Consider the following 20417-nt stretch of genomic DNA (forward strand, 5'->3'; position numbering starts at 1 on the left):
TCCTTCATTGCGATGGAGGCGTGACGCGTGTTGACGTGCCGTCGGTAGGCGGGAAGACTTTGGGTACCGCGCTTCGCCTATCTACTCAGTGGTTTCCTCATGCTCCCCCTGGTTCTGCAGACCCTGAGCGTCACCGCTCCGGTCTTCGTCATGCTGTTCATTGGCGTCCTCCTGGTCCGCTTGCGCTGGATCGATGGCACCTTCATCCATACCGCTTCCACGCTGGTGTTCAAGGCGACGATGCCGACGCTGCTGTTTCTCTCGGTCATCAAGGCCGACCTGGACGCGGCGCTGCAGCCCAAACTGTTGGCTTACTACATCCTGGCAACGGTGGCGGGGTTCCTGCTGGCGTGGGCCTGGGCGATCTGGCGCTGCCCCTGGGCGGAGCGGGGCGTCTACGTGCAGGGTGCGTTTCGGGGCAACAACGGGGTGGTGGGGCTGGCACTGGCGACCAGCCTGTACGGTGATTACGGTCTGTCGCTCGGCGGTGTGCTCGCCGGTGTGGTGATCCTGCTCTACAACAGCCTGTCAGCGGTGGTGCTGGCGATCTACAGCCCGGACGGCCGGGCTGATCCTGGCGAAATCATCCGCAGCATCCTGCGCAATCCGCTGGTGATCGGGGTGACCTCGGCCATTCCGTTCGCCTATTGGCAGGTCCCGCTGCCGGAATGGCTGATGACCTCTGGTGAGTATTTCGCCCAACTGACATTGCCGCTGGCGCTGATCTGCATTGGCGGCACGCTGACGATGTCCGTTCTGCGCGAGAGCAGCGGGCTGGCGATGAGCTCGAGCCTGATGAAGATGGTCTGGTTTCCGCTGGTGGCGACGGTCGGGGCCTGGCTATGCGGCTTTCGCGGCGCGGAGCTGGGTATCCTGTTCCTGTATTTTGGTTGTCCCACGGCCGCGTCGAGCTTCGTCATGGCGCGTGCCGTCAATTCCAACCATCAGCTGGCGGCGACCATCATCGTGATCACCACGCTGAGCGCGGCGCTGACCATCAACGCCGGGCTCTTCGTGCTGCACTGGCTGGCCTGGATTTGATCAGGCTCAGTGGCGCTGGGCTTTCCACGAGCGGGCGGCAATGATCGCCAGCGTGACAGCCGTCAGCGGTAGCGCGTAGGCAATCATGGCGTCGCCAAAGGCATCGGCCGAGGGTCGGCCGGTGCTGATCATCACCAAGTAGACCGTGTACGCCACGTAATACGCGAGGAACAGCAGGCCTTCCCAGCGATTGATGGCGTAGCCAGTAAAGAAGATGGGCAGGCAGGCCACTGCTACCGCGATCATCACCGGGAAGTCGAACGCCAGCGCATTGGCCGCCACGCCGATGGCCTGCGGCGAGACCAGCGAGGCCAGGCCCAGCACGCAGAGCAGGTTAAAAATGTTGCTGCCGACAATGTTGCCGACCGCGATGTCCCGTTCGCCGCGAATGGCTGCCAGGATCGAAGTCGCGAGCTCCGGCAGCGAGGTGCCGACCGCAATCACTGTCAGGCCGATGACCAGTTCGGACAGGCCCAGCGCACGAGCCAGGGACACGGCGCCTTCGACGAGAAAGTGCGAGCCACCCACCAGCAGCGCCAGCCCGACGATCACCAGTGCGGTGTTGATCAACGCGGCGTGCGGCTTGGGTTTGTCATCCATGCCGTACTCCTTGGCGAACTCGTCATCCGCATCAGCGCCCGCCGCGGCGGCGCGGCGGCTGCTAACGATCAGAAACGCGGTGTAGCCGAGCACGCCGGCAAACAGCAGAGCGCCGTCGAGGCGGCTCAGTGCGCCGTCCCAGGCCAGCGCATAGGTGACCAGGCTGGCGCCAATCATCAGCGGCACGTCCAAGCGAATCAGCTGGCGCGACACCACCAGCGGCGCAACCAGGGCGGTCATGCCCAGGATCAGCAGGACGTTGGCAATGTTGCTGCCCAGCACGTTACCGATGGCGATATCGCCGCTGCCATTGAGCGCAGCCTGCACGCTGACTGCGGTTTCCGGGGCGCTGGTGCCGAAGGCGACCACGGTCAAACCGATGACCAGCGGTGGGATGCCAAACTGGGCGGCCAGCTTCGCCGCACCACGCACCAGCACTTCCGCGCCGGCCACGAGCAATACCAGGCCGGCTATCAAATAGACGAACGTCATTAGGGTCACAAGGACACACTCCGAAGGGTAAACGGCTCAGCGCTGGTACTTCCAGGCGCGCAGAAAGATCACGAAAAGCGTGATGGCGGTCAAGGGCAATACGTACCAAGTCATTGCATGGCGCAGCAGACTGATCGCCGGCAGGCCCGTGGAGAACATCACCAGATACAGGGTGTACGCACCGTAGTAGCCGAAGAACAGCAGGCCCTCCCAGCGATTGATGCGGTAGCCGGAGAAGAAGATCGGCAGGCAGGCGATGAACACTGCGAGCATCACGGGCAGGTCGAACGCCAGCGCGTTGGGCGAAATGGACAGCCCGTCGGCCGACACCAGCGCACCCGCGCCCAGCACCAGCAAGAGGTTGAAGATGCAGCTGCCGACTACGTTACCGACGGCGATGTCGCGCTCGCCACGGTAGACGGCGAGCAGCGAGGTGGCGAGCTCCGGCATGGAGGTGCCGACCGCGATCACGGTTAGGCCGATCACCAGTTCCGACAGGCCCAGGGCACGTGCCAGTGCCACGGCCCCCTCGATGAGTAGGTTCGAGCCCAGCACTAGCAGTGCCAAACCCAGCAGAACCATCAATAGCTGCAGGGCCCAGGCAAAGCGGCGGCCATCGGTTTCGGCAGTTGCCAGGTCCGGTGTCTCATTGGTTGCAGCGAGCGCACGGTCACGCTTGCTCGCGATGATCAGAAACCCCGTGTACAGCAGCAGGAAGCCAAGCAGCACCAGCCCGTCCAGCCGGCTGACGCTGCCGTTCCAGGCAAGCAAGAAGGTCAGCACGCCGGCACCGATCATCACTGGTACGTCCAGCCGCACCAGTTGGCGGGACACCAATAGCGGCGCGACCAGGGCCGAGAGGCCGAGAATCAGCAGAATATTGGCGATATTGCTGCCGATAACATTGCCGACCGCAATGTCGCCGCTGCCTTCCAGAGAGGCCTGGATGCTGACAGCAGTTTCCGGCGCGCTGGTGCCGAAGGCGACGACCGTCAGGCCGATGATCAGCGGCGACACGCCAAACCGCGCCGCCAATCGAGATGCCCCGCGCACCAAGGCTTCGGCACCAGCCACCAACAACACCAATCCGGCGACCAGGTAGGCGAGGGTCATCAGTGTCATCGGGGCTCCTTAGGGTATGTCAGTCCAGCGTCTCGATCTTCACCGGCGCTACGCCGTCTTCCAAGAGGTCAATGCGGTTCGCGGCGACGCGGGACAGGTCGATGATGCGCCCGGGCTTGTACGGGCCGCGATCGTTGATGCGCACCGTCACTTGCTTGCCGTTCTCCAAGTTGGTGACCTGCACCCGTGTGTCGAAGGGCAGCGTCTTGTGTGCCGCGACCAGTTCATTCTGGTTGAACGTCTCGCCGCTGGCCGTTTCCTCGCCATGGAAGCTGCGCGCGTAATAGGACGCCTTGCCTTGTTGGGTCACGCTGCTTTCGGTGGCGTCTGCGTCCGGCGATTCCATGCAGCCGGTGACGAGCACCAGCAACAGCGGGATGATCCACAGTCGGTTTCGCATGGCTCACTTCCTTCCTGAACGGGTCAGGCCGGCTCGTTGGCTAAAGGGTCGCCAGTTTTGAGCCCGGAGCCCGGCAACCGTTCCCGGTGGCCGATCATTGGCGCCCGGGAACGGCTGGCAGAGCGATCAACCGTCGAGCTTGCTCTTGAGCAACTGGTTGACCTGGGCCGGGTTGGCCTTGCCCTTGGACGCCTTCATTGCCTGGCCGACGAAGAAGCCGAACATCTTGCCGCGCTTGGCTTCGTCGCTGGCGCGGTACTGTTCGACCTGTTCGGCGTTGGCGGCCAGCACCTCGTCAAGCATCTTCTCGATGGCACCGGTGTCGGTGACCTGCTTGAGCCCCTTCTTCTCGATCACCTCGTCGGCACTGGCGCCTTCGCCGGCGGCCAGGGCTTCGAACACCATCTTGGCGATCTTGCCGCTGATGGTGTTGTCCTTGATGCGCAGGATCATGCCGCCCAGTTGCTCGGCAGAGACCGGCGATTCGGCGATGTCGAGGCCTTCTTTATTGAGCAAGCTGGACAGTTCGCCCATCACCCAGTTGGCGGCAAGCTTGGCGTCACCGCAGCTGGCGTTGACCTGCTCGAAGTAGTCGGCCATCTCGCGGCTGGCTGACAGCACGCTGGCGTCATAGGCGGAGAGGCCGAACTCACGTTCGAAGCGTTCGCGCTTCTGCACGGGCAGCTCCGGCAGGCTGGCGCGTACCTCGTCGAGGAAGCTCTGCTCGATCACCACCGGCAGCAGGTCGGGGCAGGGGAAGTAGCGGTAGTCATTGGCTTCTTCCTTGCTGCGCATCGAGCGCGTCTCGTCCTTGTTCGGGTCGTATAGGCGGGTTTCCTGCACCACCTTGCCGCCATCCTCGATCAGTTCGATCTGGCGCTGCACCTCGTGGTTGATGGCCTTTTCGATGAAGCGGAAGGAGTTGACGTTCTTGATCTCGGCGCGCGTGCCGAATGCGGCTTGGCCTTTTGGGCGCACCGAGACGTTGCAGTCGCAACGCAGCGAGCCTTCGGCCATGTTGCCGTCGCAGATGCCGAGATAACGCACCAGCGCGTGGATCGCCTTGACGTAGGCAACCGCTTCCTTGGCGCTACGGATGTCCGGCTCGGAGACGATCTCCAGCAGCGGCGTGCCGGCGCGGTTCAGGTCGATGCCGCTCATGCCGTGGAAGTCTTCGTGCAGGCTCTTGCCAGCGTCTTCTTCCAGGTGCGCACGGGTGATGCCGATACGCCGCGTGGTGCCGTCTTCCAGGGTGATGTCCAGATGGCCCTTGCCGACGATGGGGTGATCCATCTGGCTCGTCTGGTAGCCCTTGGGAAGGTCCGGGTAGAAGTAGTTCTTGCGTGCGAAGACGTTCTTCGGCGCGATCTCTGCATCGATCGCCAGGCCGAACTTGCAGGCCATACGCACCGCTTCGGCATTGAGCACCGGCAGGGTGCCGGGCATGCCGAGGTCAACCAGGCTGGCCTGGGTGTTGGGCTCGGCGCCGAAGGTGGTGGCGCTGCCGGAGAAGATCTTCGATTGAGTCGCGAGCTGTGCGTGGATTTCCAGCCCGATCACGGTTTCCCATTGCATGTGTTCGTCCTCAGAATCCGCTCGGTGCTTGTTGATGCCACTCGGTCACCTGCTGGTACTGGTGAGCGACGTTGAGCAGGCGGCTTTCCTGGAAGTAGGGCGCCAGTAACTGCACGCCCACCGGTAGGCCATCGATGAAGCCGGCCGGCATCGACAGGCCGGGAATGCCGGCGAGGTTGGCCGTGATGGTGTAGATGTCTTCAAGGTAGGCAGCCACCGGGTCGGCGTTTTTCTCGCCGAGCTTCCAGGCGAGGTTCGGCGTGGTTGGACCAAGGATGACGTCAACCTCGTCGAAGGCGCTGACGAAGTCGTTCTTCACCAGCCGACGAATCTTTTGCGCTTTCAGGTAATAGGCATCGTAGTAGCCGGCCGACAGCGCATACGTGCCGACCATGATGCGGCGCTTGACCTCGTCGCCGAAGCCTTCTGCGCGTGAGCGCTTGTACAGGTCGGTGAGGTCGGCCGGGTTTTCGCAGCGATAGCCGAAGCGCACGCCGTCGAAGCGCGACAGGTTGGAGCTGGCTTCCGCCGGTGCGATCACATAATAGGAAGGAATCGCGTGCTGCATGTTAGGCAGGCTGATGTCCTTGACCGTCGCGCCGAGCTTCTTCAACTCTTCGACAACAGCTGTCACCGCGTCGGCGATGCGGGTGTCGAGGCCAGGGGTGAAATATTCGCGCGGCAGGCCGATGCGCAGGCCGGCGAGCGGTTGGCTGAGCGCGGCGAGGTAATCGTCAACGGGTTGGTCGACGCTGGTCGAGTCCTTCGAATCAAAGCCGGCCATGGCCGAGAGCATCAGTGCGCAATCCTCGGCAGTGCGCGCCAGTGGGCCGCCCTGATCCAGGCTGGAGGCGTAGGCAATCATGCCCCAGCGCGACACGCGCCCGTAGGTCGGCTTAAGGCCGGTGAGGTTGGTGAGCGCGGCGGGCTGGCGGATTGACCCGCCGGTGTCGCTACCCGTGGCGGCCGGTAGCAAACGAGCGGCGACGGCAGCAGCGGAGCCGCCGGACGAGCCGCCGGGCACGAGGCTGCGATCCCAGGGGTTCTTCACCGCGCCATAGTGGCTCGACTCGTTGGCCGAACCCATAGCGAACTCGTCCATGTTGAGCTTGCCGAGCGAGACCGCACCGGCATTGGCGAGACGTTCGACGACCGTCGCGTCGTACGGTGAGGTGAAGGCGTCGAGCATGCGCGAGCCGCAGCTGGTGCGAACGCCCTTGGTGCAGAACAGGTCCTTGTGACCGATTGGCGCACCGAGCAGGGCGCCGGTCTCGCCATTGGCGCGGCGCGCATCGGCAGCCCGCGCCTGGGCGATGGCTTGCTCTTCGGTAACAGTGATGAAGCTATTCAGCTCGGGATCGAGCTGCTCGATTCGGGCCAGCAGCGAGCGGGTGAGTTCCTCGGCGGAGAACTGTTTGCCAGCCAGCGCCCGGGCAATGCCGGCAAGGGTCAGTTGGTGCATGTGGGCGTCCTTCATTCGATCACCCGCGGAACCAGGTATAGACCTTCTTCGACGGCCGGTGCGATGGCCTGGTAGGCGTCGCGCTGGTTGCCTTCGGTGACCACATCGGCGCGCAAGCGCTGGCTGGTTTCCAGCGGGTGGGCCAATGGCTCGATGCCGGTGGTGTCGACGGCCTGCATGCGGTCGATGAGGCCGAGGATGGTGTTCAGGGTCTCGGTGGTGCGGGGTAGGTCGGCTTCATCAAGGCCCAGGCGGGCCAAGTGAGCGATCTTTTCCACCTCGGAGCGTTCAAGCGCCATCGGGAATCTCCAGCGGGAAGCGAATCCTGGGCGCCTTCCGTCGGGCAGAGCCAACGATCGGGCGGCAGGGCGTTCGGCAGCGGTGGGCGCGCAGGCCCGGAAAAGCCGACAATCTTACATGGCTGCCGGTCGAGTCGGTAGCGCGGCTGCGGCTTGCACGGTCGCCGCGGACATTTTCCGGGCCTGGCTATTTTTCGAGCAATAGCTCACGTCTGGCCCGTCCCGCCTGGACTCTCGCCTTGCCCTTGCTTCCCGCCATTGTTAGAGTTTGCGGCACTTTTTTCCCCACGCGTTTGCCCCAGGGCCCTTTTCCCATGTTCAAGAAACTGCGTGGCATGTTTTCCAGCGATTTGTCGATCGACCTGGGCACTGCCAATACCCTCATTTATGTGCGCGACCGCGGCATCGTTCTGAACGAGCCGTCCGTGGTGGCCATTCGTTCCCACGGCAACCAGAAGAGCGTTGTCGCCGTGGGGACCGACGCCAAGCGCATGCTCGGGCGTACCCCAGGCAACATCAATGCGATCCGCCCGATGAAAGACGGTGTGATCGCGGACTTCAGCGTCTGCGAAAAGATGCTGCAGTACTTCATCAACAAGGTTCACGAAAACAGCTTCCTGCAGCCCAGCCCGCGCGTGCTGATCTGCGTGCCGTGCAAATCCACCCAGGTCGAGCGTCGCGCCATCCGCGAGTCGGCGTTGGGTGCCGGTGCCCGCGAAGTCTTCCTGATCGAAGAGCCCATGGCGGCCGCCATCGGTGCCGGTTTGCCGGTGGACGAAGCACGCGGGTCGATGGTTGTCGACATCGGCGGTGGTACAACCGAAATCGCCCTGATTTCGCTCAATGGCGTCGTCTATGCCGAATCCGTGCGCGTTGGCGGTGATCGCTTCGATGAATCCATCGTCACCTATGTTCGCCGCAATTACGGCAGCCTGATCGGCGAATCCACCGCCGAGCGCATCAAGCAGGAAATCGGCACCGCCTTCCCGGGTACCGATGTGCGCGAAGTCGACGTGCGTGGCCGCAACCTCGCCGAGGGCGTACCGCGCAGCTTCACGCTCAACTCCAACGAGGTGCTCGAGGCGCTGCAGGAGTCGCTGGCGACCATCGTTCAGGCGGTCAAGAGTGCGCTGGAGCAGTCTCCGCCGGAACTGGCATCCGATATCGCTGAGCGCGGCCTAGTGCTGACCGGCGGTGGCGCGCTGCTGCGCGACCTGGACAAGCTGCTGGCCCAGGAAACCGGCCTGCCAGTCATTGTCGCCGAGGAGCCGCTGACCTGCGTGGCACGCGGCGGCGGTCGAGCGCTGGAAATGATGGACCGTCACGCCATGGACCTGCTCTCCACCGAGTGATCCGCCAACGCTCGGGCTGTCGCGCGTGCGTCGAGCGAGGCGCTTGAACTGTAGTTCTTCAGCCGGTTCGCGATGGCCCGCCGCACGACAAGCCCAAACAGGGCCGGACCTCGCGTCCGGCCTGTCGCGTTCAGTTTGCAGCCTGCAGTTGCGAGGACTCGCCGATCAAACCGCTATTTGCCAAAGGACCTCTTCTCGGCGTGCGCCTGCTGGTGCTGGCCGTGCTGTGTGTCGCGCTGATGGTGGTGGATGCCCGCTTCGACACATTGAAGCCATTGCGCAGCCAGATGGGGATGGTGCTGACGCCTTTCTACTGGCTGGCCGACCTGCCGGTGCGCACTTGGCAGCGCGCCACCGAGCAGCTGAGCACCAGCACTAGCCTTGCCGCGGAGAACGAGAAGCTCAAGGCCGAGGCCCTGCTCATGCAACGCCGGCTGCAGAAGCTCGCGGCCTTGACTGAACAGAACGTGCGGCTGCGCGAGCTGCTCAACTCAGCGGCCCTGGTCGACGACAAGGTATTGGTCGCTGAGCTCATCGGGCTCGATCCCAACCCCTTCACCCACCGCATCCTGATCGACAAAGGCGAGCGTGACGGCGTCTTCGTTGGCCAGCCAGTGCTCGATGCCAGCGGGCTGATGGGGCAGGTCGTCGAGGTGATGCCCTATGCCGCGCGCGTCCTGCTCATCACCGACGTCACCCACAGTATCCCGGTGCAGGTCAACCGCAACGGCCTGCGCGCCATCGCTATCGGTACGGGCAGTCCGGACTATCTGGAACTGCGCCACGTCGCGGAAACTGCGGATATCAAGGAAGGCGACCTTTTGGTCAGCTCCGGCCTGGGGCAGCGCTTTCCCAGCGGTTATCCGGTTGCACAGGTCACCGAGGTGGTCCGGGGCTCTGGGCAACCCTTCTCCATCGTCCGCGCCACGCCGACGGCGATGCTCAACCGCAGCCGCTATCTACTGCTGGTGTTCAGTGATTCCCGTACGCCGGAAGAGCGCGCCAACGCCGCGGCCGAAGCGCAGGTCTCAGCCGATCGCGAGGCTGCCGCGCAGGTCGCGCCCGATGCTGAAGATGCGCCTGCCGATCAAGCCGACGAGGCATCCGAGGCGCCTGCGACACCAGGAACGGCCCAGCCCGCAGCGCCTGCTGAGGGCCAACAGTGATCAGCGGGCGCCTGAACAACGGTTGGGTCATTTGGCTTTCGCTACTCGTCGCGCTGCTGCTCAGCGTCGCACCCATGCCGGTCAACACCGAGCTGGCACGCCCCCTTTGGCTGGGCATGTTCATTGCCTATTGGGCTATCACCCTTCCGCATCGCGGAGGCATGGCTGCAGCTTTCATCTTCGGTCTCATGCTCGACGTGCTGGCCGGCACGCTGCTCGGGCAGAACGGATTGCCGCTGCTGTTGGTCACCTTCCTGGTGCTCAGCCTCAACCAGCGGCTGCGGATGTTCCCGCTGTTGCAGCAGAGCTTGGTGCTGTTGGTGATCCTCGGGCTCGGGCAGCTGGTTCATCTGTGGCTCAACACCCTCACCGGCAATCGTCCGCCGACGTTGCTGTTTCTCGTCCCCGTTCCGGTCAGCGCGCTGCTGTGGCCGTGGGTCTTCGTTGCGCTGCAGTGGGCGCGTCGCCGCTATAACGTCTACTGATCGGGCGTCTCGTGGGCGGGCCAGCAGCGCTTTCGAGGCGCCTCGCGATATGCGAACCTGCGCCGACCGCCCTCTTGAAGGACCAGGCATGCCCGCATTGTTTCTCGCCTCCGCGTCGCCCCGACGCCGTGAATTGCTGACCCAGATCGGCGCCCGCTTTTCGCGGGTCTCCGTCGCCATCGACGAGACTCCATATCCCGATGAGCATCCTGAACAGTACGTACAGCGGCTGGCGCGCGAAAAGGCGCTGGCCGGGTTCGCCGCACTCGACGACCCGGAAGCCGTCGTTCTCGGCGCCGATACCACGGTAGTGCTTGATGACCGCATCCTTGGCAAGCCGATCGACCGTGCCGATGCGCTGGAGATGCTTGCCACACTCTCCGGGCGAGAACACCGGGTACTGACCGCTGTGGCGCTGGCCAGTGGGAGCCGCTGCGACCTGCGGCTGGTGGCGAGTGATGTCAGCTTCCGCCCGATCGCGCCGGCCGAGGCCGAGGACTACTGGGCCAGCGGCGAGCCGCAGGACAAGGCGGGCGGCTACGCAATCCAGGGGCTCGGTGCGATTTTCGTCAGCGGGCTGCGGGGAAGTTATTCCGCCGTGGTCGGGTTGCCGTTGTGTGAAACGGCGCAGCTGCTCGAGGCGCACGGCCTGCCGTACTGGACTAAAAGCTCAGCCTAGAGCGTGTGGTGCGCACGCGTATGCCGTTAGAATCGGGCCCATATCGTCAGCTTCGGCTGCTCCAGACCATCGCCATCGGCTGAGAACAACAATGAGCGAAGAAATCCTGATGAACATCACGCCCATGGAGTCGCGGGTGGCGGTGGTCGAAAACGGCGTCCTGCAGGAAGTCCACGTCGAGCGCACGCAGCGCCGCGGCATCGTCGGCAACATCTACAAAGGCAAGGTCGTCAGGGTGTTGCCTGGCATGCAGGCGGCGTTTGTCGACATCGGTTTAGAGCGCGCTGCGTTCATCCATGCCTCGGAGATTTCCTCCCGCGAAGGCAACGCTGTCGAGCCGATCAGTGCGTTGGTTCACGAGGGGCAGGCGTTGGTGGTGCAGGTGACCAAGGATCCGATCGGCACCAAGGGCGCGCGCCTGACCACCCAGTTGTCGATACCCTCGCGCTACCTCGTCTACATGCCTCGCACCAGTCATGTCGGGATCTCTTTGCGAATCGAAGACGAAGCCGAGCGTGAGCGGCTTAAACAGGTGGTGATGGAGTGCATCGCGACCGAGGGTATCAAGGAGGCCGGCGGCTTTATCCTGCGCACGGCAGCCGAGGGGGCCGGCAGTGACGAGATCCTGATGGATATCCGGTACCTGCGCCGGCTTTGGGAGCAGATTGACGGCCAGATGAAGACCGCCGCCTCGCCGTCGGTCATCTACGAAGACCTGACACTGGCGATGCGAACGCTGCGTGATCTGGTCAACCCGCGCATCGAGAAGATCCGCATCGACTCGCGTGAAAATTTCCAGAAGGTCCGGCAGTTCGTCGCCGAGCTGATGCCTGAACTGGGCGATCGCCTCGAACACTATCCTGGCGAGCGTCCAATCTTCGACCTGTACAGCGTCGAGGACGAGATCCAGAAAGCCCTCGAACGCAAGGTCATGCTGAAGTCAGGCGGCTACCTGGTCATCGACCCGGCGGAAGCGATGACGACCATCGACGTCAACACCGGCGCGTTCGTCGGCCATCGCACCCTAGAAGAAACCATCTTCAAGACCAACCTCGAATCGGCGACCGCCATCGCGCGGCAACTTCGGCTGCGCAACCTCGGCGGCATCATCATCATCGACTTCATCGACATGGAGGACGAAGAGCATCGCCGACAAGTCCTGCGCACGTTGGAGAAGCAGCTCGAACGCGATCATGCCAAGACCAATATCATCGGCATTACCGAGCTCGGGCTGGTGCAGATGACGCGCAAGCGCACCCGCGAAAGCCTCGAGCAGGTCCTCTGCGAACCCTGTATGTGCTGCCACGGGCGCGGCAAATTGAAGACGCCAGAAACGGTGTGCTACGAAATCTTCCGCGAGATTCTGCGCGAGGCACGTGCCTACCAGGCCGAAGGGTACCGCGTGCTGGCCAACCAGAAGGTGATCGACCGGCTGCTGGACGAAGAGTCCGGCAACGTGGCGGACCTGGAAAGTTTCATCGGCCGCTCGATCAAATTCCAGGTCGAGACGATGTATTCGCAGGAACAGTACGACGTGGTGCTGCTCTGAATAGATGCACGCCAGGCCATCTCGGCCCGGATGATCGGAGCGCATTCGCATGAGCCGGCTCCCCGTCCTGTTGCTCGCGCTGTCGCGGCGCTGCCTGTGGCTCGCTGCGGTCGGCATGATCCTGGCTGCGCTCTATGTCAGCCTGGGTCGGCAACTGGTGCCCCTGGTCGCCGAGTATCGGGCGGAAGCCGAGAGCAAGGCGCAGGCGTTGTTGGGCACTCCCGTGACGCTCGGGCGCCTGGAAGGGCGCTGGGAAGGCTTCGCCCCCCGGCTGGTCGCGCATGAAGTGCAGCTCGGAGAAGGCGAGGGGGCTGTCCGGCTGGATTCGCTGGCGGTCGTGCCCGACCTCGCCGATAGCCTGTGGTCTCGCCGGCTGCAGCTGGCTTCGGTGACCTTCGTTGGGGTTCACTTGAGCCTGGTGGAAGCGGACGATGGTTGGCGCCTGGTTGGCATGCCTGCCCGCGAAGGTGATCAGGGCATGGCGCCGGACCGGATCCTGGCCGAACTGCAGACGATTCGCAGGCTGTCGCTGCTCGACAGCCAGGTTACCGTCCAGGCTCAGGATGCCGCACCGCTGACCCTGAGCTATACCGACCTCGAACTGCGTAGCCGTGGCGACGAATTCAGTCTAGGCGGGCGCCTGCTCTTGCCCGACGGTCAGCCGCTGGCGCTGCGGGCGGATGCTGAGGTTGCGCCGGCGCACTGGCGTGAGGCGCGGGCGAGCCTCTATGTCAGCCTGCCGCAAAGTGACTGGGCCGCCTGGCTGCCGGCAGGCCTGGCTGGCGTGCACGTCGAGCATTTGCAAGGCGGTGGCGAACTCTGGCTCGACTGGCGCGATCAGGGGGTCTCTCGGGCGGTGGCGCGCCTGAACGTGCCAGCCGCAGAGCTTGCGCGTGCCGAGCACGACCCCCTGCGAATCGAGGATCTGGCTGTTAATGCCTACCTTGACCGCCAGCCCCAGGGCTACCAGTTGCAGGTCGACGGCCTGGCGTTCGACCTGGGTGATAGCCGTTGGCGCGAAACCCGGGCGCTGCTTCACCATGATGGTGACGACTGGCGGGTCTCTGTCGACCACATTCCGTTAGCGCCGTTGGCCTCGCTTGTGCAAAACCTCGCCCCTCTTCCGGAAGCGGTCGGGACCTATCTCGAGGCGCTTGCGCCCGAAGGCACCTTACGCAATGTGCAGCTCGACTATCGGCCTGGAGAAACCGGGGACAAGCGCCTGAGCTTCGCAGGCAACCTCGACGCGGTGGGTATCGCCGATTACCACTGGATTCCATCGGTGCGTAATGTGAGTGGGCTGGTGCAAGGTGATCTGGGCGGTGGTGAGTTGCGCTTCGACAACCGTGATTTCAGCCTGCACCTGGCTCAGCTGTTCGGCGAGCCCTGGCGCTACCGGAGTAGCCGGGGCAGCCTGCGCTGGACGCTCGACGAGCGGGCCTTCACGTTGGCCGCGCCCTATTTGCAGGTCGAGGGCGAGGAAGGGCAGATCGCCGGCGATTTCCTGATCCGGCTGATGCGCGACCCGGCGCTCGACGACTATATGGACCTGCGCGTCGGTATGCGGGACGGCGATGCGGCTTTTACCTCCAAATACCTGCCGACGCGGTCGCCTGCGCTCAGCGCGCCGCTCGCCGAGTGGCTGCAAACAGCCATCCGCGGCGGTACCGTCGAGCAAGGTTACTTCGAGTATCAGGGCTCGATCAGCCGGGGCGCACCCGAAGAAGCGCGCAGCCTCGGTCTGTACTTCAAGGTGCGTGACGCCGAATTGGCGTTCCAGCCGGGCTGGCCGCTGCTTCGAGACGCGCGTGGCGAGGTGCTCATCGAGGACAGTGGCGTGCGGGTGCGCCTGGCGGAAGGGCGCATGCTGGACAGTCGCGTGCATGACGCGCTCGCCGAGATTCCGCACCGGTCCGATGGCGGCACCCCGCGGCTGGCTATCCACGGCATGGTGGACGGCAGCGTTCGGGATGCCCTGACCCTGTTGCAGGAGGCGCCGATCGGCACCGCCGAGTTGTTCGGCGGCTGGACGGGTGACGGCCCGCTGACTGCCGGTCTTCAGCTGGATATACCGCTTGCCCAGGGTACACCGCCCAAAGCGAAGGTCGATTTCAGCACGCGGGATGCTTCGCTCTATATCGATCAGGCGGACCTGCAGTTCGACAGCGTCGGCGGAAGCTTCCGCTACGACACCGAGCGAGGCCTCAGTGGCACAGACATTAAGGCCCGCGCCCTGGGGGCGCCTTGGACCGGCTCGGCGAGCGCCACCGGAGCGTCCGGTAGCCCGGCGACACGTATCCAGGCGACCGCCCGCGTTGCCGTGCAATCGCTCCTGGACTGGCAAGGGATCGTGCGACCGCTGCCCGTCAGTGGAGACATTCCGGTGCAACTGGCCTTGTCGCTCGGAGGTTCTGACAACCGGTTGCAACTGGATTCGTCGTTGCTCGGCACGCAGCTTGACCTGCCGGCGCCCTTTGCCAAAACGAAGGAAGAGAGACGGGGCACCACGCTGCGCCTGTCGCTTGGCGGCGACACCCAGCGTGTGAGCCTCAAGCATGGTGATCTGGCGGCGCTGGCATTCAGCGGGCCTACGGGGCGGTTGCTCGAGGGCGGCGGAGAGTTGGTGTTAGGGGGCGGTGCGGCGAACCAGGTCAGCGAGCCCGGGCTGGCGGTGCGAGGCAGGCTGGAGCGCGTCGACGCCGATCAGTGGATGGCGCTGCGCGACGCCTTCGGCAGGGCCGAGGAGGACGAGGGCGCCGCCTCGCTGCTGCGACGCGTGCAGCTCGATATTGGCCACTTCAAGGGCTTCGGCACACAGATCGCGGCGCTCGAAATCGATTTGAAGCGACTCGCGGCAGGTTGGTCCCTGGGGCTGGGCAGCGAAACCATTGCGGGTGAGGTACGTGTGGCGGATGCCAGCAGCGAGCCGATCCAGCTTGACCTGTCGCATCTGCGCTTCCCCGCCGCCGATCCCGCCGCGGCGGAGTCACCGCTGCGCGACCCGCTCGCGGGCGTGGATCCGAGCGGCCTGCCACCGGTGGACATCGCCATCGACCAGGTTTACCAGGGTGATGCCGTGTTAGGCCCCTGGTCGCTGAAAATGCGGCCGGCCGAAGGGGGCGTGGCGTTCAGCGACCTGAGCCTAGGGCTTCGTGGTATCACGCTGTCCGGACAGGGCGGTTGGGCGGGCCAGCGGAGCTGGTATCGGGGAACGCTGGAAGGGGGCAACCTAGCCGATGTGCTCCGGGCATGGGGCTTCGCGCCATCGACCACCAGCGAGTCCTTTACCGCCTCCGTCGATGGCACCTGGCCGGGCTCGCCAGCGTTTTTCGGATTCGGGCGGCTGTCTGGCGAGATGAAGGGCAAGCTGCGCAAGGGGCAATTGCGCGAGGTCGACGGCAGTGCGCAGGCACTGCGGGTGTTCGGCTTGCTCAATTTCGATTCGATTGGCCGGCGCTTGCGCCTGGATTTCTCCGATCTTTTCAGTAAAGGCCTCAGCTACGACACGATCACCGCCGACCTGATGGCCACGGACGGGCTGTTCACCACGCGCGAGCCGCTCAAGGTCACCGGTCCATCCAGCAACCTGGAATTGCAAGGGCAGCTGGACATGGCCAATGACCGCATCGATGCGAAACTGCTGGTTACGCTGCCGGTGAGCAATAACCTGCCACTGGCGGCGCTGATCGTCGGTGCCCCTGCCATCGGTGGCGCGCTGTTCGTGGCGGACAAGCTGCTCGGCGACAAGGTGGCTCGCTTTGCCACCGTGCAGTATCGCGTCGAAGGGCCTTGGCAGTCGCCGGATATCTCCTTCGACCGGCCCTTCGAGAACCCCAACTGACCGGCCGTTGACGTTAAAACCTGGTGCCCAATGACCTTCGCCGTGATCCAGATGGCCAGCCAGGCCGACATCCTTAGCAACCTCGCCACGGCGCGCCGCTTGCTGGAGCAGGCCGCGGTCGCCGGGGCGCGGCTGGCCGTGCTACCGGAAAACTTCGCCGCGATGGGCCACCCCGATCCCGCCCGGGTTGGGCGGGACGAGGCGCTGGGGTGTGGCCCAATTTTGCCTTGGCTGGCCAAGACGGCATCCGAGCTCGGTATCTGGCTCGTCGCCGGTACGCTGCCCCTACCGCCCGACGACCAACCGCAGGGCAAGGTTCGCGCCTGCTCGCTGCTGGTCGATGCCCTCGGCCAGCGCGTGGCGCGCTATGACAAGCTGCATCTGTTCGATGCCGAAGTGAACGACGCGCGAGGCTGCTATCGCGAGTCCGACCACTACGCGGCGGGTGAGAGCATTGTGGTGGCAGACACCCCTTTCGGCCGGCTGGGCATGACGGTCTGCTACGACTTGCGCTTTCCAGAGCTCTACACCGCGTTGCGGTTGGCCGGCGCGGAGCTGATCAGCGCACCCTCGGCGTTCACCTCGGTCACCGGTCGGGCGCACTGGGACATGTTGATTCGAGCGCGAGCCATCGAGACGCAATGCTATATGCTGGCCGCAGCACAGGGTGGCGAACACCCCGGCGGTCGTCTGACCCATGGTCATTCGGCTATCGTGAACCATTGGGGGCAGGTCATCGCTCAGCGTGACACGGGCGAGGCCGCGTTGGTTGCCGCGCGCGACGTCTCGGCCCAGCATGCGGCCCGCCGGCGTATGCCGCTGATGGAGCACCGCCGCTTCCGCGCCCCCTGCATGGCTTCTGGCACATTGGAGTAGATATGAGTGAATTGCTGTTGCCCGTTACCGAACGCCTGCTAACCCCTGGTGGGTTGGGGCTCGACGACCTGCCGGGGCTGCTCGGCGAACTCGCCGGGCCGGGTATAGACGCGGCGGATCTGTATTTTCAGGATCAGGTGACCGAGTCCTGGGTGCTGGAGGATGGCATCGTCAAGGAGGGCGGCTTTCACATCGAACAGGGCGTCGGTGTGCGCGCGTTATCCGGTGAGAAGACGGGCTTCGCCTACAGCAACGCCATCAATGCCGATGCGCTGCGCCAGGCTGCCGAGGCTGCCCGGTCCATCGCCCGTAGCGGCCAGCAGGCGCGGGTCGGCGTGCTTTCGAGGGCTTCCTTCGCGCCGCTCTATGGCCAGGACAACCCGCTCGACGGCATGGGGCGTGCAGAAAAGGTCGAGCTCCTTAAGCGCATCGATGTCGCCACGCGCGCGCTCGACCCACGGATCAAACAGGTGACGGTCAGCCTGGCTGGCGTCTGGGATCACGTGCTAGTGGCCGGCCTGGACGGTGCCTTGGCGGCCGACATTCGCCCTTTGGTGCGCTTCAACGTCAGTGTCATCGTCGAGCAGAACGGCCGGCGCGAGCGCGGCGGCCAGGGTGGCGGCGGCCGCACCGGGTACGATCACTTCCTTCAGGAAGATCGCGCCATGGGTTACGCACGCGAGGCCCTGCGCCAGGCGCTGGTCAACCTCGAGGCGGTGGCGGCTCCGGCGGGCACGCTGCCCGTGGTGCTGGGTTCCGGCTGGTCAGGCGTGCTGCTTCACGAAGCGGTTGGCCATGGGCTGGAGGGCGACTTCAACCGCAAGGGCAGTTCGGCCTACAGCGGGCGCATGGGTCAGCAAGTGGCGTCGACGCTCTGCACCATCGTCGACGACGGCACCCTGGCCGACCGCCGCGGTTCCCTCAGCGTCGATGACGAGGGCACGCCGACCCAATGCACCACGCTGATCGAAAACGGCATCCTCAAGGGGTACATGCAAGACAAGCTCAACGCACGACTGATGGGCGTAGCACCGACGGGCAATGGGCGGCGCGAATCCTATGCGCACTTGCCGATGCCGCGTATGACCAACACTTACATGCTGGCTGGCGAGAGCGACCCCGAAGAAATCATCCGCTCGGTGAAGAAGGGCATCTATTGCGCCAACCTCGGCGGCGGGCAGGTGGACATCACCAGTGGCAAGTTCGTATTTTCGACGAGCGAGGCCTACCTCATTGAGGATGGGCGGATCACAGCGCCGGTCAAAGGCGCCACGTTGATTGGCAACGGCCCGGATGTGATGAACAAGGTATCGATGGTCGGCAACGACCTGGCCCTGGACAGCGGGGTCGGGACTTGTGGCAAGGACGGCCAGTCGGTGCCGGTTGGCGTCGGCCAGCCGACGCTCAAGATCGACGGAATTACCGTAGGGGGTACGGGCGCCTGACGGCCGCCGGCGCGTGGTTTTGTTGCCGCGCCGTGCGTCAGGCTTAGCGCAACCCGCGCTGCGTTTCGTCCAGCCCGCGTATGTACTTGAATATTTTTCGGCTCGCCGCTGGCGGTTTGTTGCGAGCGGCCTCGTGCTGGGCATGACGCACCAGCCCGCGCAGATGCTGGCGGTCGGTTTCGGGGTACTCCGCGACGAACGCCTCGAGCGTTTCATCATTGCCGGCGATCAAACGGTCGCGCCAGCGCTCCAGGGCATGGAAACGCTCGTTGTACTGCCGGGTCGAGGCGTCGAGCTGGTCGACCAGCGCCATGATGGCGTCGACGTCCTGGTCACGCATGAGCTTGCCGATGTACTGCAGGTGACGTTTGCGCGCGATATGGGCCTTGTGCTTCGGCGCATCGTCGAGCGCCTTGCGCAGCGCATCCGTCAACGGCAGGCGGTCAAGCACATCCGGTTTGAGCGCGGTCAGGCGCTCACCCAACTCCTGCAGCGCGTGCATCTCGCGCTTGACCTGGCTTTTGCTTTTTTCCTCGAAATCGTCGAGGTCGGAAATATCAGACATGGGGCGCATCCAATGGGAAATGCCGCCATGATAACAGCAGCCCCAGCCGCCCGTGGCAGGCGGGTCGCGGCGGCTGCGACATCCATGTATCAGGGTTTTGGAGTGTGTTATGACAGACGTTGAGGGGATTGGCCCGGAGGCACTGCCGGCGTTGCGCGAGCGGGTTCAGCGCATCCTCGATGAGGCTCGGGCGCAGGGCGCCACGGCGTGTGAGGTCTCGGTATCGATGGAGCAGGGCTTGTCGACGACCGTTCGCCAGCGCGAGGTCGAGACCGTCGAGTTCAACCGTGACCAGGGCTTCGGCATCACCCTGTACCTGGGCCAGCGCAAGGGCTCGGCCAGCACCACTGGCAGCGGCGAGGCAGCCATTCGGGAGACCGTTTCGGCCGCCCTGGCGATCGCCCGGCACGCCTCCGAAGACAGCTTTGCAGGCCTTGCCGACGCCGAGCGCATGGCCCGCGACCTGCCGGACCTGGACCTCTATCACCCCTGGCAGATCGCGCCAGACGAGGCCGTCGAGCTGGCGCTCACTTGCGAGGCTGCAGCGTTCGCCACGGACCCACGCATCCATAACGCCGACGGCACCAGCTTGAGTACGCATCGCAGCATCCGCGGCTATGGCAACAGCAATGGCTTCGTCGGCGGCTATTGCAGCAGCCGCCATAGCCTCAGCTGCGTGATGATCGCCGAGGCCGACGGGCAAATGCAGCGTGACTATCACTATGACGTCAATCGCGTCGCCAGCGAGCTGGCCTCGGCTGACTCCATCGGCCGGCGGGCGGCGGAGCGTGCCGTGCGGCGTCTGGGCGCGCGACCGGTGCCGACCTGCGATGTGCCCGTGCTGTTCTCTGCGGAGCTGGCGACCGGGCTGTTTGGCCATTTCCTGTCCGCTATTTCCGGCGGCAACCTCTATCGCAAGGCCTCCTATCTGGAGGATGCATTGGGCCAGACGTTGTTCCCCGAGTGGCTGAGCCTCGACGAGCGGCCGCATCTGTTGCGCGGGCTGGCGAGTGCGGGCTACGACGGCGACGGCTTGGCGACCTATGCCAAGCCGTTCGTGGACAAGGGCCAGCTTGTTTTCTATGTCCTCAGCACCTATTCGGGTCGCAAGCTGGGCCTGCCCAGCACGGCGAATGCGGGAGGGGTGCACAATCTGTTCGTGACTCACGGCGATGATGATCAGGCAGCACTGATTCGGCGTATGGGCCGCGGCCTGCTAGTGACAGAGCTGATGGGGCAGGGTTTGAATCTGGTGACGGGCGACTACTCCCGCGGCGCGGGTGGCTACTGGGTCGAGAACGGCGAGATTCAATTCCCAGTGCAGGAAGTCACCATCGCCGGCAATTTGCGCGACATGTTCCGGCAGATCGTCGCCGTGGGTCGTGACATCGAAACCCGAAGCAGTATCCACACAGGTTCGGTGCTGATCGAACGGATGAAGGTCGCGGGAAGCTAATCGAACCAAGCG

General features: G+C 64.5%; 17 protein-coding genes. 10 read left to right on the plus strand and 7 right to left on the minus strand.

All coding sequences use genetic code 11. The features are described from left to right. Positions 1-99 precede the first annotated feature (99 nt). Entirely contained in the window at positions 100-1041 is a 942-nt protein-coding gene (locus KXR72_RS19105; RefSeq protein WP_437422676.1) for an AEC family transporter, read from the plus strand. Positions 1042-1047: 6 nt separating this feature from the next. On the opposite strand, the gene KXR72_RS19110 is transcribed toward KXR72_RS19105, so the two are convergent. The 6 genes from KXR72_RS19110 to gatC form a co-directional block, all read right to left on the minus strand. Further along, entirely contained in the window at positions 1048-2142 is a 1095-nt protein-coding gene (locus tag KXR72_RS19110) for a calcium/sodium antiporter (protein WP_437422677.1), read from the minus strand. A 27-nt stretch (positions 2143-2169) separates the two neighbouring features. Continuing rightward, positions 2170-3255 carry a calcium/sodium antiporter gene (locus KXR72_RS19115; RefSeq protein ID WP_437422678.1) on the minus strand — a complete coding sequence of 362 codons (1086 nt, stop codon included), beginning with the start codon at positions 3253-3255 and terminating at the stop codon, positions 2170-2172. A 19-nt stretch (positions 3256-3274) separates the two neighbouring features. Next, positions 3275-3655 (minus strand): septal ring lytic transglycosylase RlpA family protein, encoded by a 381-nt coding sequence (locus tag KXR72_RS19120; protein WP_437422679.1) that lies wholly within the window; start codon positions 3653-3655, stop codon positions 3275-3277. 126 nt (positions 3656-3781) lie between these two features. Next, on the minus strand, positions 3782-5230 hold the full coding sequence (gatB, locus tag KXR72_RS19125) for an Asp-tRNA(Asn)/Glu-tRNA(Gln) amidotransferase subunit GatB (protein WP_437422680.1): 1449 nt from the start codon (positions 5228-5230) through the stop codon (positions 3782-3784). 10 nt (positions 5231-5240) lie between these two features. Beyond that, positions 5241-6692 carry an Asp-tRNA(Asn)/Glu-tRNA(Gln) amidotransferase subunit GatA gene (gatA, locus tag KXR72_RS19130; RefSeq protein WP_437422681.1) on the minus strand — a complete coding sequence of 484 codons (1452 nt, stop codon included), beginning with the start codon at positions 6690-6692 and terminating at the stop codon, positions 5241-5243. A gap of 11 nt (positions 6693-6703) precedes the next feature. Then, on the minus strand, positions 6704-6991 hold the full coding sequence (gene gatC, locus KXR72_RS19135; RefSeq protein WP_437422682.1) for an Asp-tRNA(Asn)/Glu-tRNA(Gln) amidotransferase subunit GatC: 288 nt from the start codon (positions 6989-6991) through the stop codon (positions 6704-6706). Between the two features lie 314 nt (positions 6992-7305). Here gatC and mreB point away from each other — a divergent pair, with 314 nt between their 5' ends. The 8 genes from mreB (at position 7306) to tldD (ending at position 18384) form a co-directional block, all read left to right on the plus strand. After that, complete coding sequence (mreB, locus tag KXR72_RS19140; RefSeq protein ID WP_437422683.1) at positions 7306-8343, plus strand: rod shape-determining protein MreB; 1038 nt, start codon at positions 7306-7308, stop codon at positions 8341-8343. 200 nt (positions 8344-8543) lie between these two features. After that, on the plus strand, positions 8544-9509 hold the full coding sequence (mreC, locus tag KXR72_RS19145) for a rod shape-determining protein MreC (RefSeq protein WP_437422684.1): 966 nt from the start codon (positions 8544-8546) through the stop codon (positions 9507-9509). After that, on the plus strand, positions 9506-9994 hold the full coding sequence (mreD, locus tag KXR72_RS19150) for a rod shape-determining protein MreD (RefSeq protein ID WP_437422685.1): 489 nt from the start codon (positions 9506-9508) through the stop codon (positions 9992-9994). The genes mreC and mreD overlap by 4 nt, the downstream gene beginning before the upstream one ends. An 88-nt stretch (positions 9995-10082) precedes the next feature. Continuing rightward, positions 10083-10673 carry a Maf family protein gene (locus KXR72_RS19155; protein ID WP_437422686.1) on the plus strand — a complete coding sequence of 197 codons (591 nt, stop codon included), beginning with the start codon at positions 10083-10085 and terminating at the stop codon, positions 10671-10673. Positions 10674-10764: 91 nt separating this feature from the next. After that, positions 10765-12222, plus strand: coding sequence for a ribonuclease G (rng, locus tag KXR72_RS19160; protein WP_437422687.1), 1458 nt, complete (start codon positions 10765-10767; stop codon positions 12220-12222). A 49-nt stretch (positions 12223-12271) separates the two neighbouring features. Further along, the gene (locus KXR72_RS19165; protein WP_437422688.1) at positions 12272-16063 is read left to right on the plus strand and encodes a YhdP family protein; all 3792 of its coding nucleotides are present in this window, start codon (positions 12272-12274) and stop codon (positions 16061-16063) included. Between the two features lie 30 nt (positions 16064-16093). Then, positions 16094-16939, plus strand: a complete 846-nt coding sequence (locus KXR72_RS19170; protein ID WP_437422689.1) for a carbon-nitrogen hydrolase family protein — start codon at positions 16094-16096, stop codon at positions 16937-16939. Between the two features lie 2 nt (positions 16940-16941). After that, on the plus strand, positions 16942-18384 hold the full coding sequence (gene tldD / locus KXR72_RS19175) for a metalloprotease TldD (RefSeq protein WP_437422690.1): 1443 nt from the start codon (positions 16942-16944) through the stop codon (positions 18382-18384). A 43-nt stretch (positions 18385-18427) separates the two neighbouring features. On the opposite strand, the gene yjgA is transcribed toward tldD, so the two are convergent. After that, the gene (gene yjgA, locus KXR72_RS19180; protein WP_437422691.1) at positions 18428-18949 is read right to left on the minus strand and encodes a ribosome biogenesis factor YjgA; all 522 of its coding nucleotides are present in this window, start codon (positions 18947-18949) and stop codon (positions 18428-18430) included. A 109-nt stretch (positions 18950-19058) separates the two neighbouring features. On the opposite strand from yjgA, the gene pmbA reads away from it, so the two are divergent. Continuing rightward, positions 19059-20405, plus strand: coding sequence for a metalloprotease PmbA (gene pmbA, locus KXR72_RS19185; RefSeq protein ID WP_437422692.1), 1347 nt, complete (start codon positions 19059-19061; stop codon positions 20403-20405). The last annotated feature ends 12 nt before the right edge of the window (positions 20406-20417 follow it).

This window comes from Stutzerimonas chloritidismutans (assembly GCF_051486945.1).
In the GTDB taxonomy this organism is placed as follows: domain Bacteria; phylum Pseudomonadota; class Gammaproteobacteria; order Pseudomonadales; family Pseudomonadaceae; genus Stutzerimonas; species Stutzerimonas chloritidismutans_B.

What these genes read in the sequence shown, in the direction of transcription:
- tldD (WP_437422690.1), top strand. Translation starts at nt 16,942, where the DNA reads ATGAGTGAATTGCTGTTGCCCGTTACCGAACGCCTGCTAACCCCTGGT.
- gatA (WP_437422681.1), bottom strand. Translation starts at nt 6,692, where the DNA reads ATGCACCAACTGACCCTTGCCGGCATTGCCCGGGCGCTGGCTGGCAAA.
- KXR72_RS19165 (WP_437422688.1), top strand. Translation starts at nt 12,272, where the DNA reads ATGAGCCGGCTCCCCGTCCTGTTGCTCGCGCTGTCGCGGCGCTGCCTG.
- gatB (WP_437422680.1), bottom strand. Translation starts at nt 5,230, where the DNA reads ATGCAATGGGAAACCGTGATCGGGCTGGAAATCCACGCACAGCTCGCG.
- mreB (WP_437422683.1), top strand. Translation starts at nt 7,306, where the DNA reads ATGTTCAAGAAACTGCGTGGCATGTTTTCCAGCGATTTGTCGATCGAC.
- KXR72_RS19120 (WP_437422679.1), bottom strand. Translation starts at nt 3,655, where the DNA reads ATGCGAAACCGACTGTGGATCATCCCGCTGTTGCTGGTGCTCGTCACC.
- rng (WP_437422687.1), top strand. Translation starts at nt 10,765, where the DNA reads ATGAGCGAAGAAATCCTGATGAACATCACGCCCATGGAGTCGCGGGTG.
- pmbA (WP_437422692.1), top strand. Translation starts at nt 19,059, where the DNA reads ATGACAGACGTTGAGGGGATTGGCCCGGAGGCACTGCCGGCGTTGCGC.
- yjgA (WP_437422691.1), bottom strand. Translation starts at nt 18,949, where the DNA reads ATGTCTGATATTTCCGACCTCGACGATTTCGAGGAAAAAAGCAAAAGC.
- KXR72_RS19105 (WP_437422676.1), top strand. Translation starts at nt 100, where the DNA reads ATGCTCCCCCTGGTTCTGCAGACCCTGAGCGTCACCGCTCCGGTCTTC.
- KXR72_RS19155 (WP_437422686.1), top strand. Translation starts at nt 10,083, where the DNA reads ATGCCCGCATTGTTTCTCGCCTCCGCGTCGCCCCGACGCCGTGAATTG.
- gatC (WP_437422682.1), bottom strand. Translation starts at nt 6,991, where the DNA reads ATGGCGCTTGAACGCTCCGAGGTGGAAAAGATCGCTCACTTGGCCCGC.
- KXR72_RS19115 (WP_437422678.1), bottom strand. Translation starts at nt 3,255, where the DNA reads ATGACACTGATGACCCTCGCCTACCTGGTCGCCGGATTGGTGTTGTTG.
- KXR72_RS19170 (WP_437422689.1), top strand. Translation starts at nt 16,094, where the DNA reads ATGACCTTCGCCGTGATCCAGATGGCCAGCCAGGCCGACATCCTTAGC.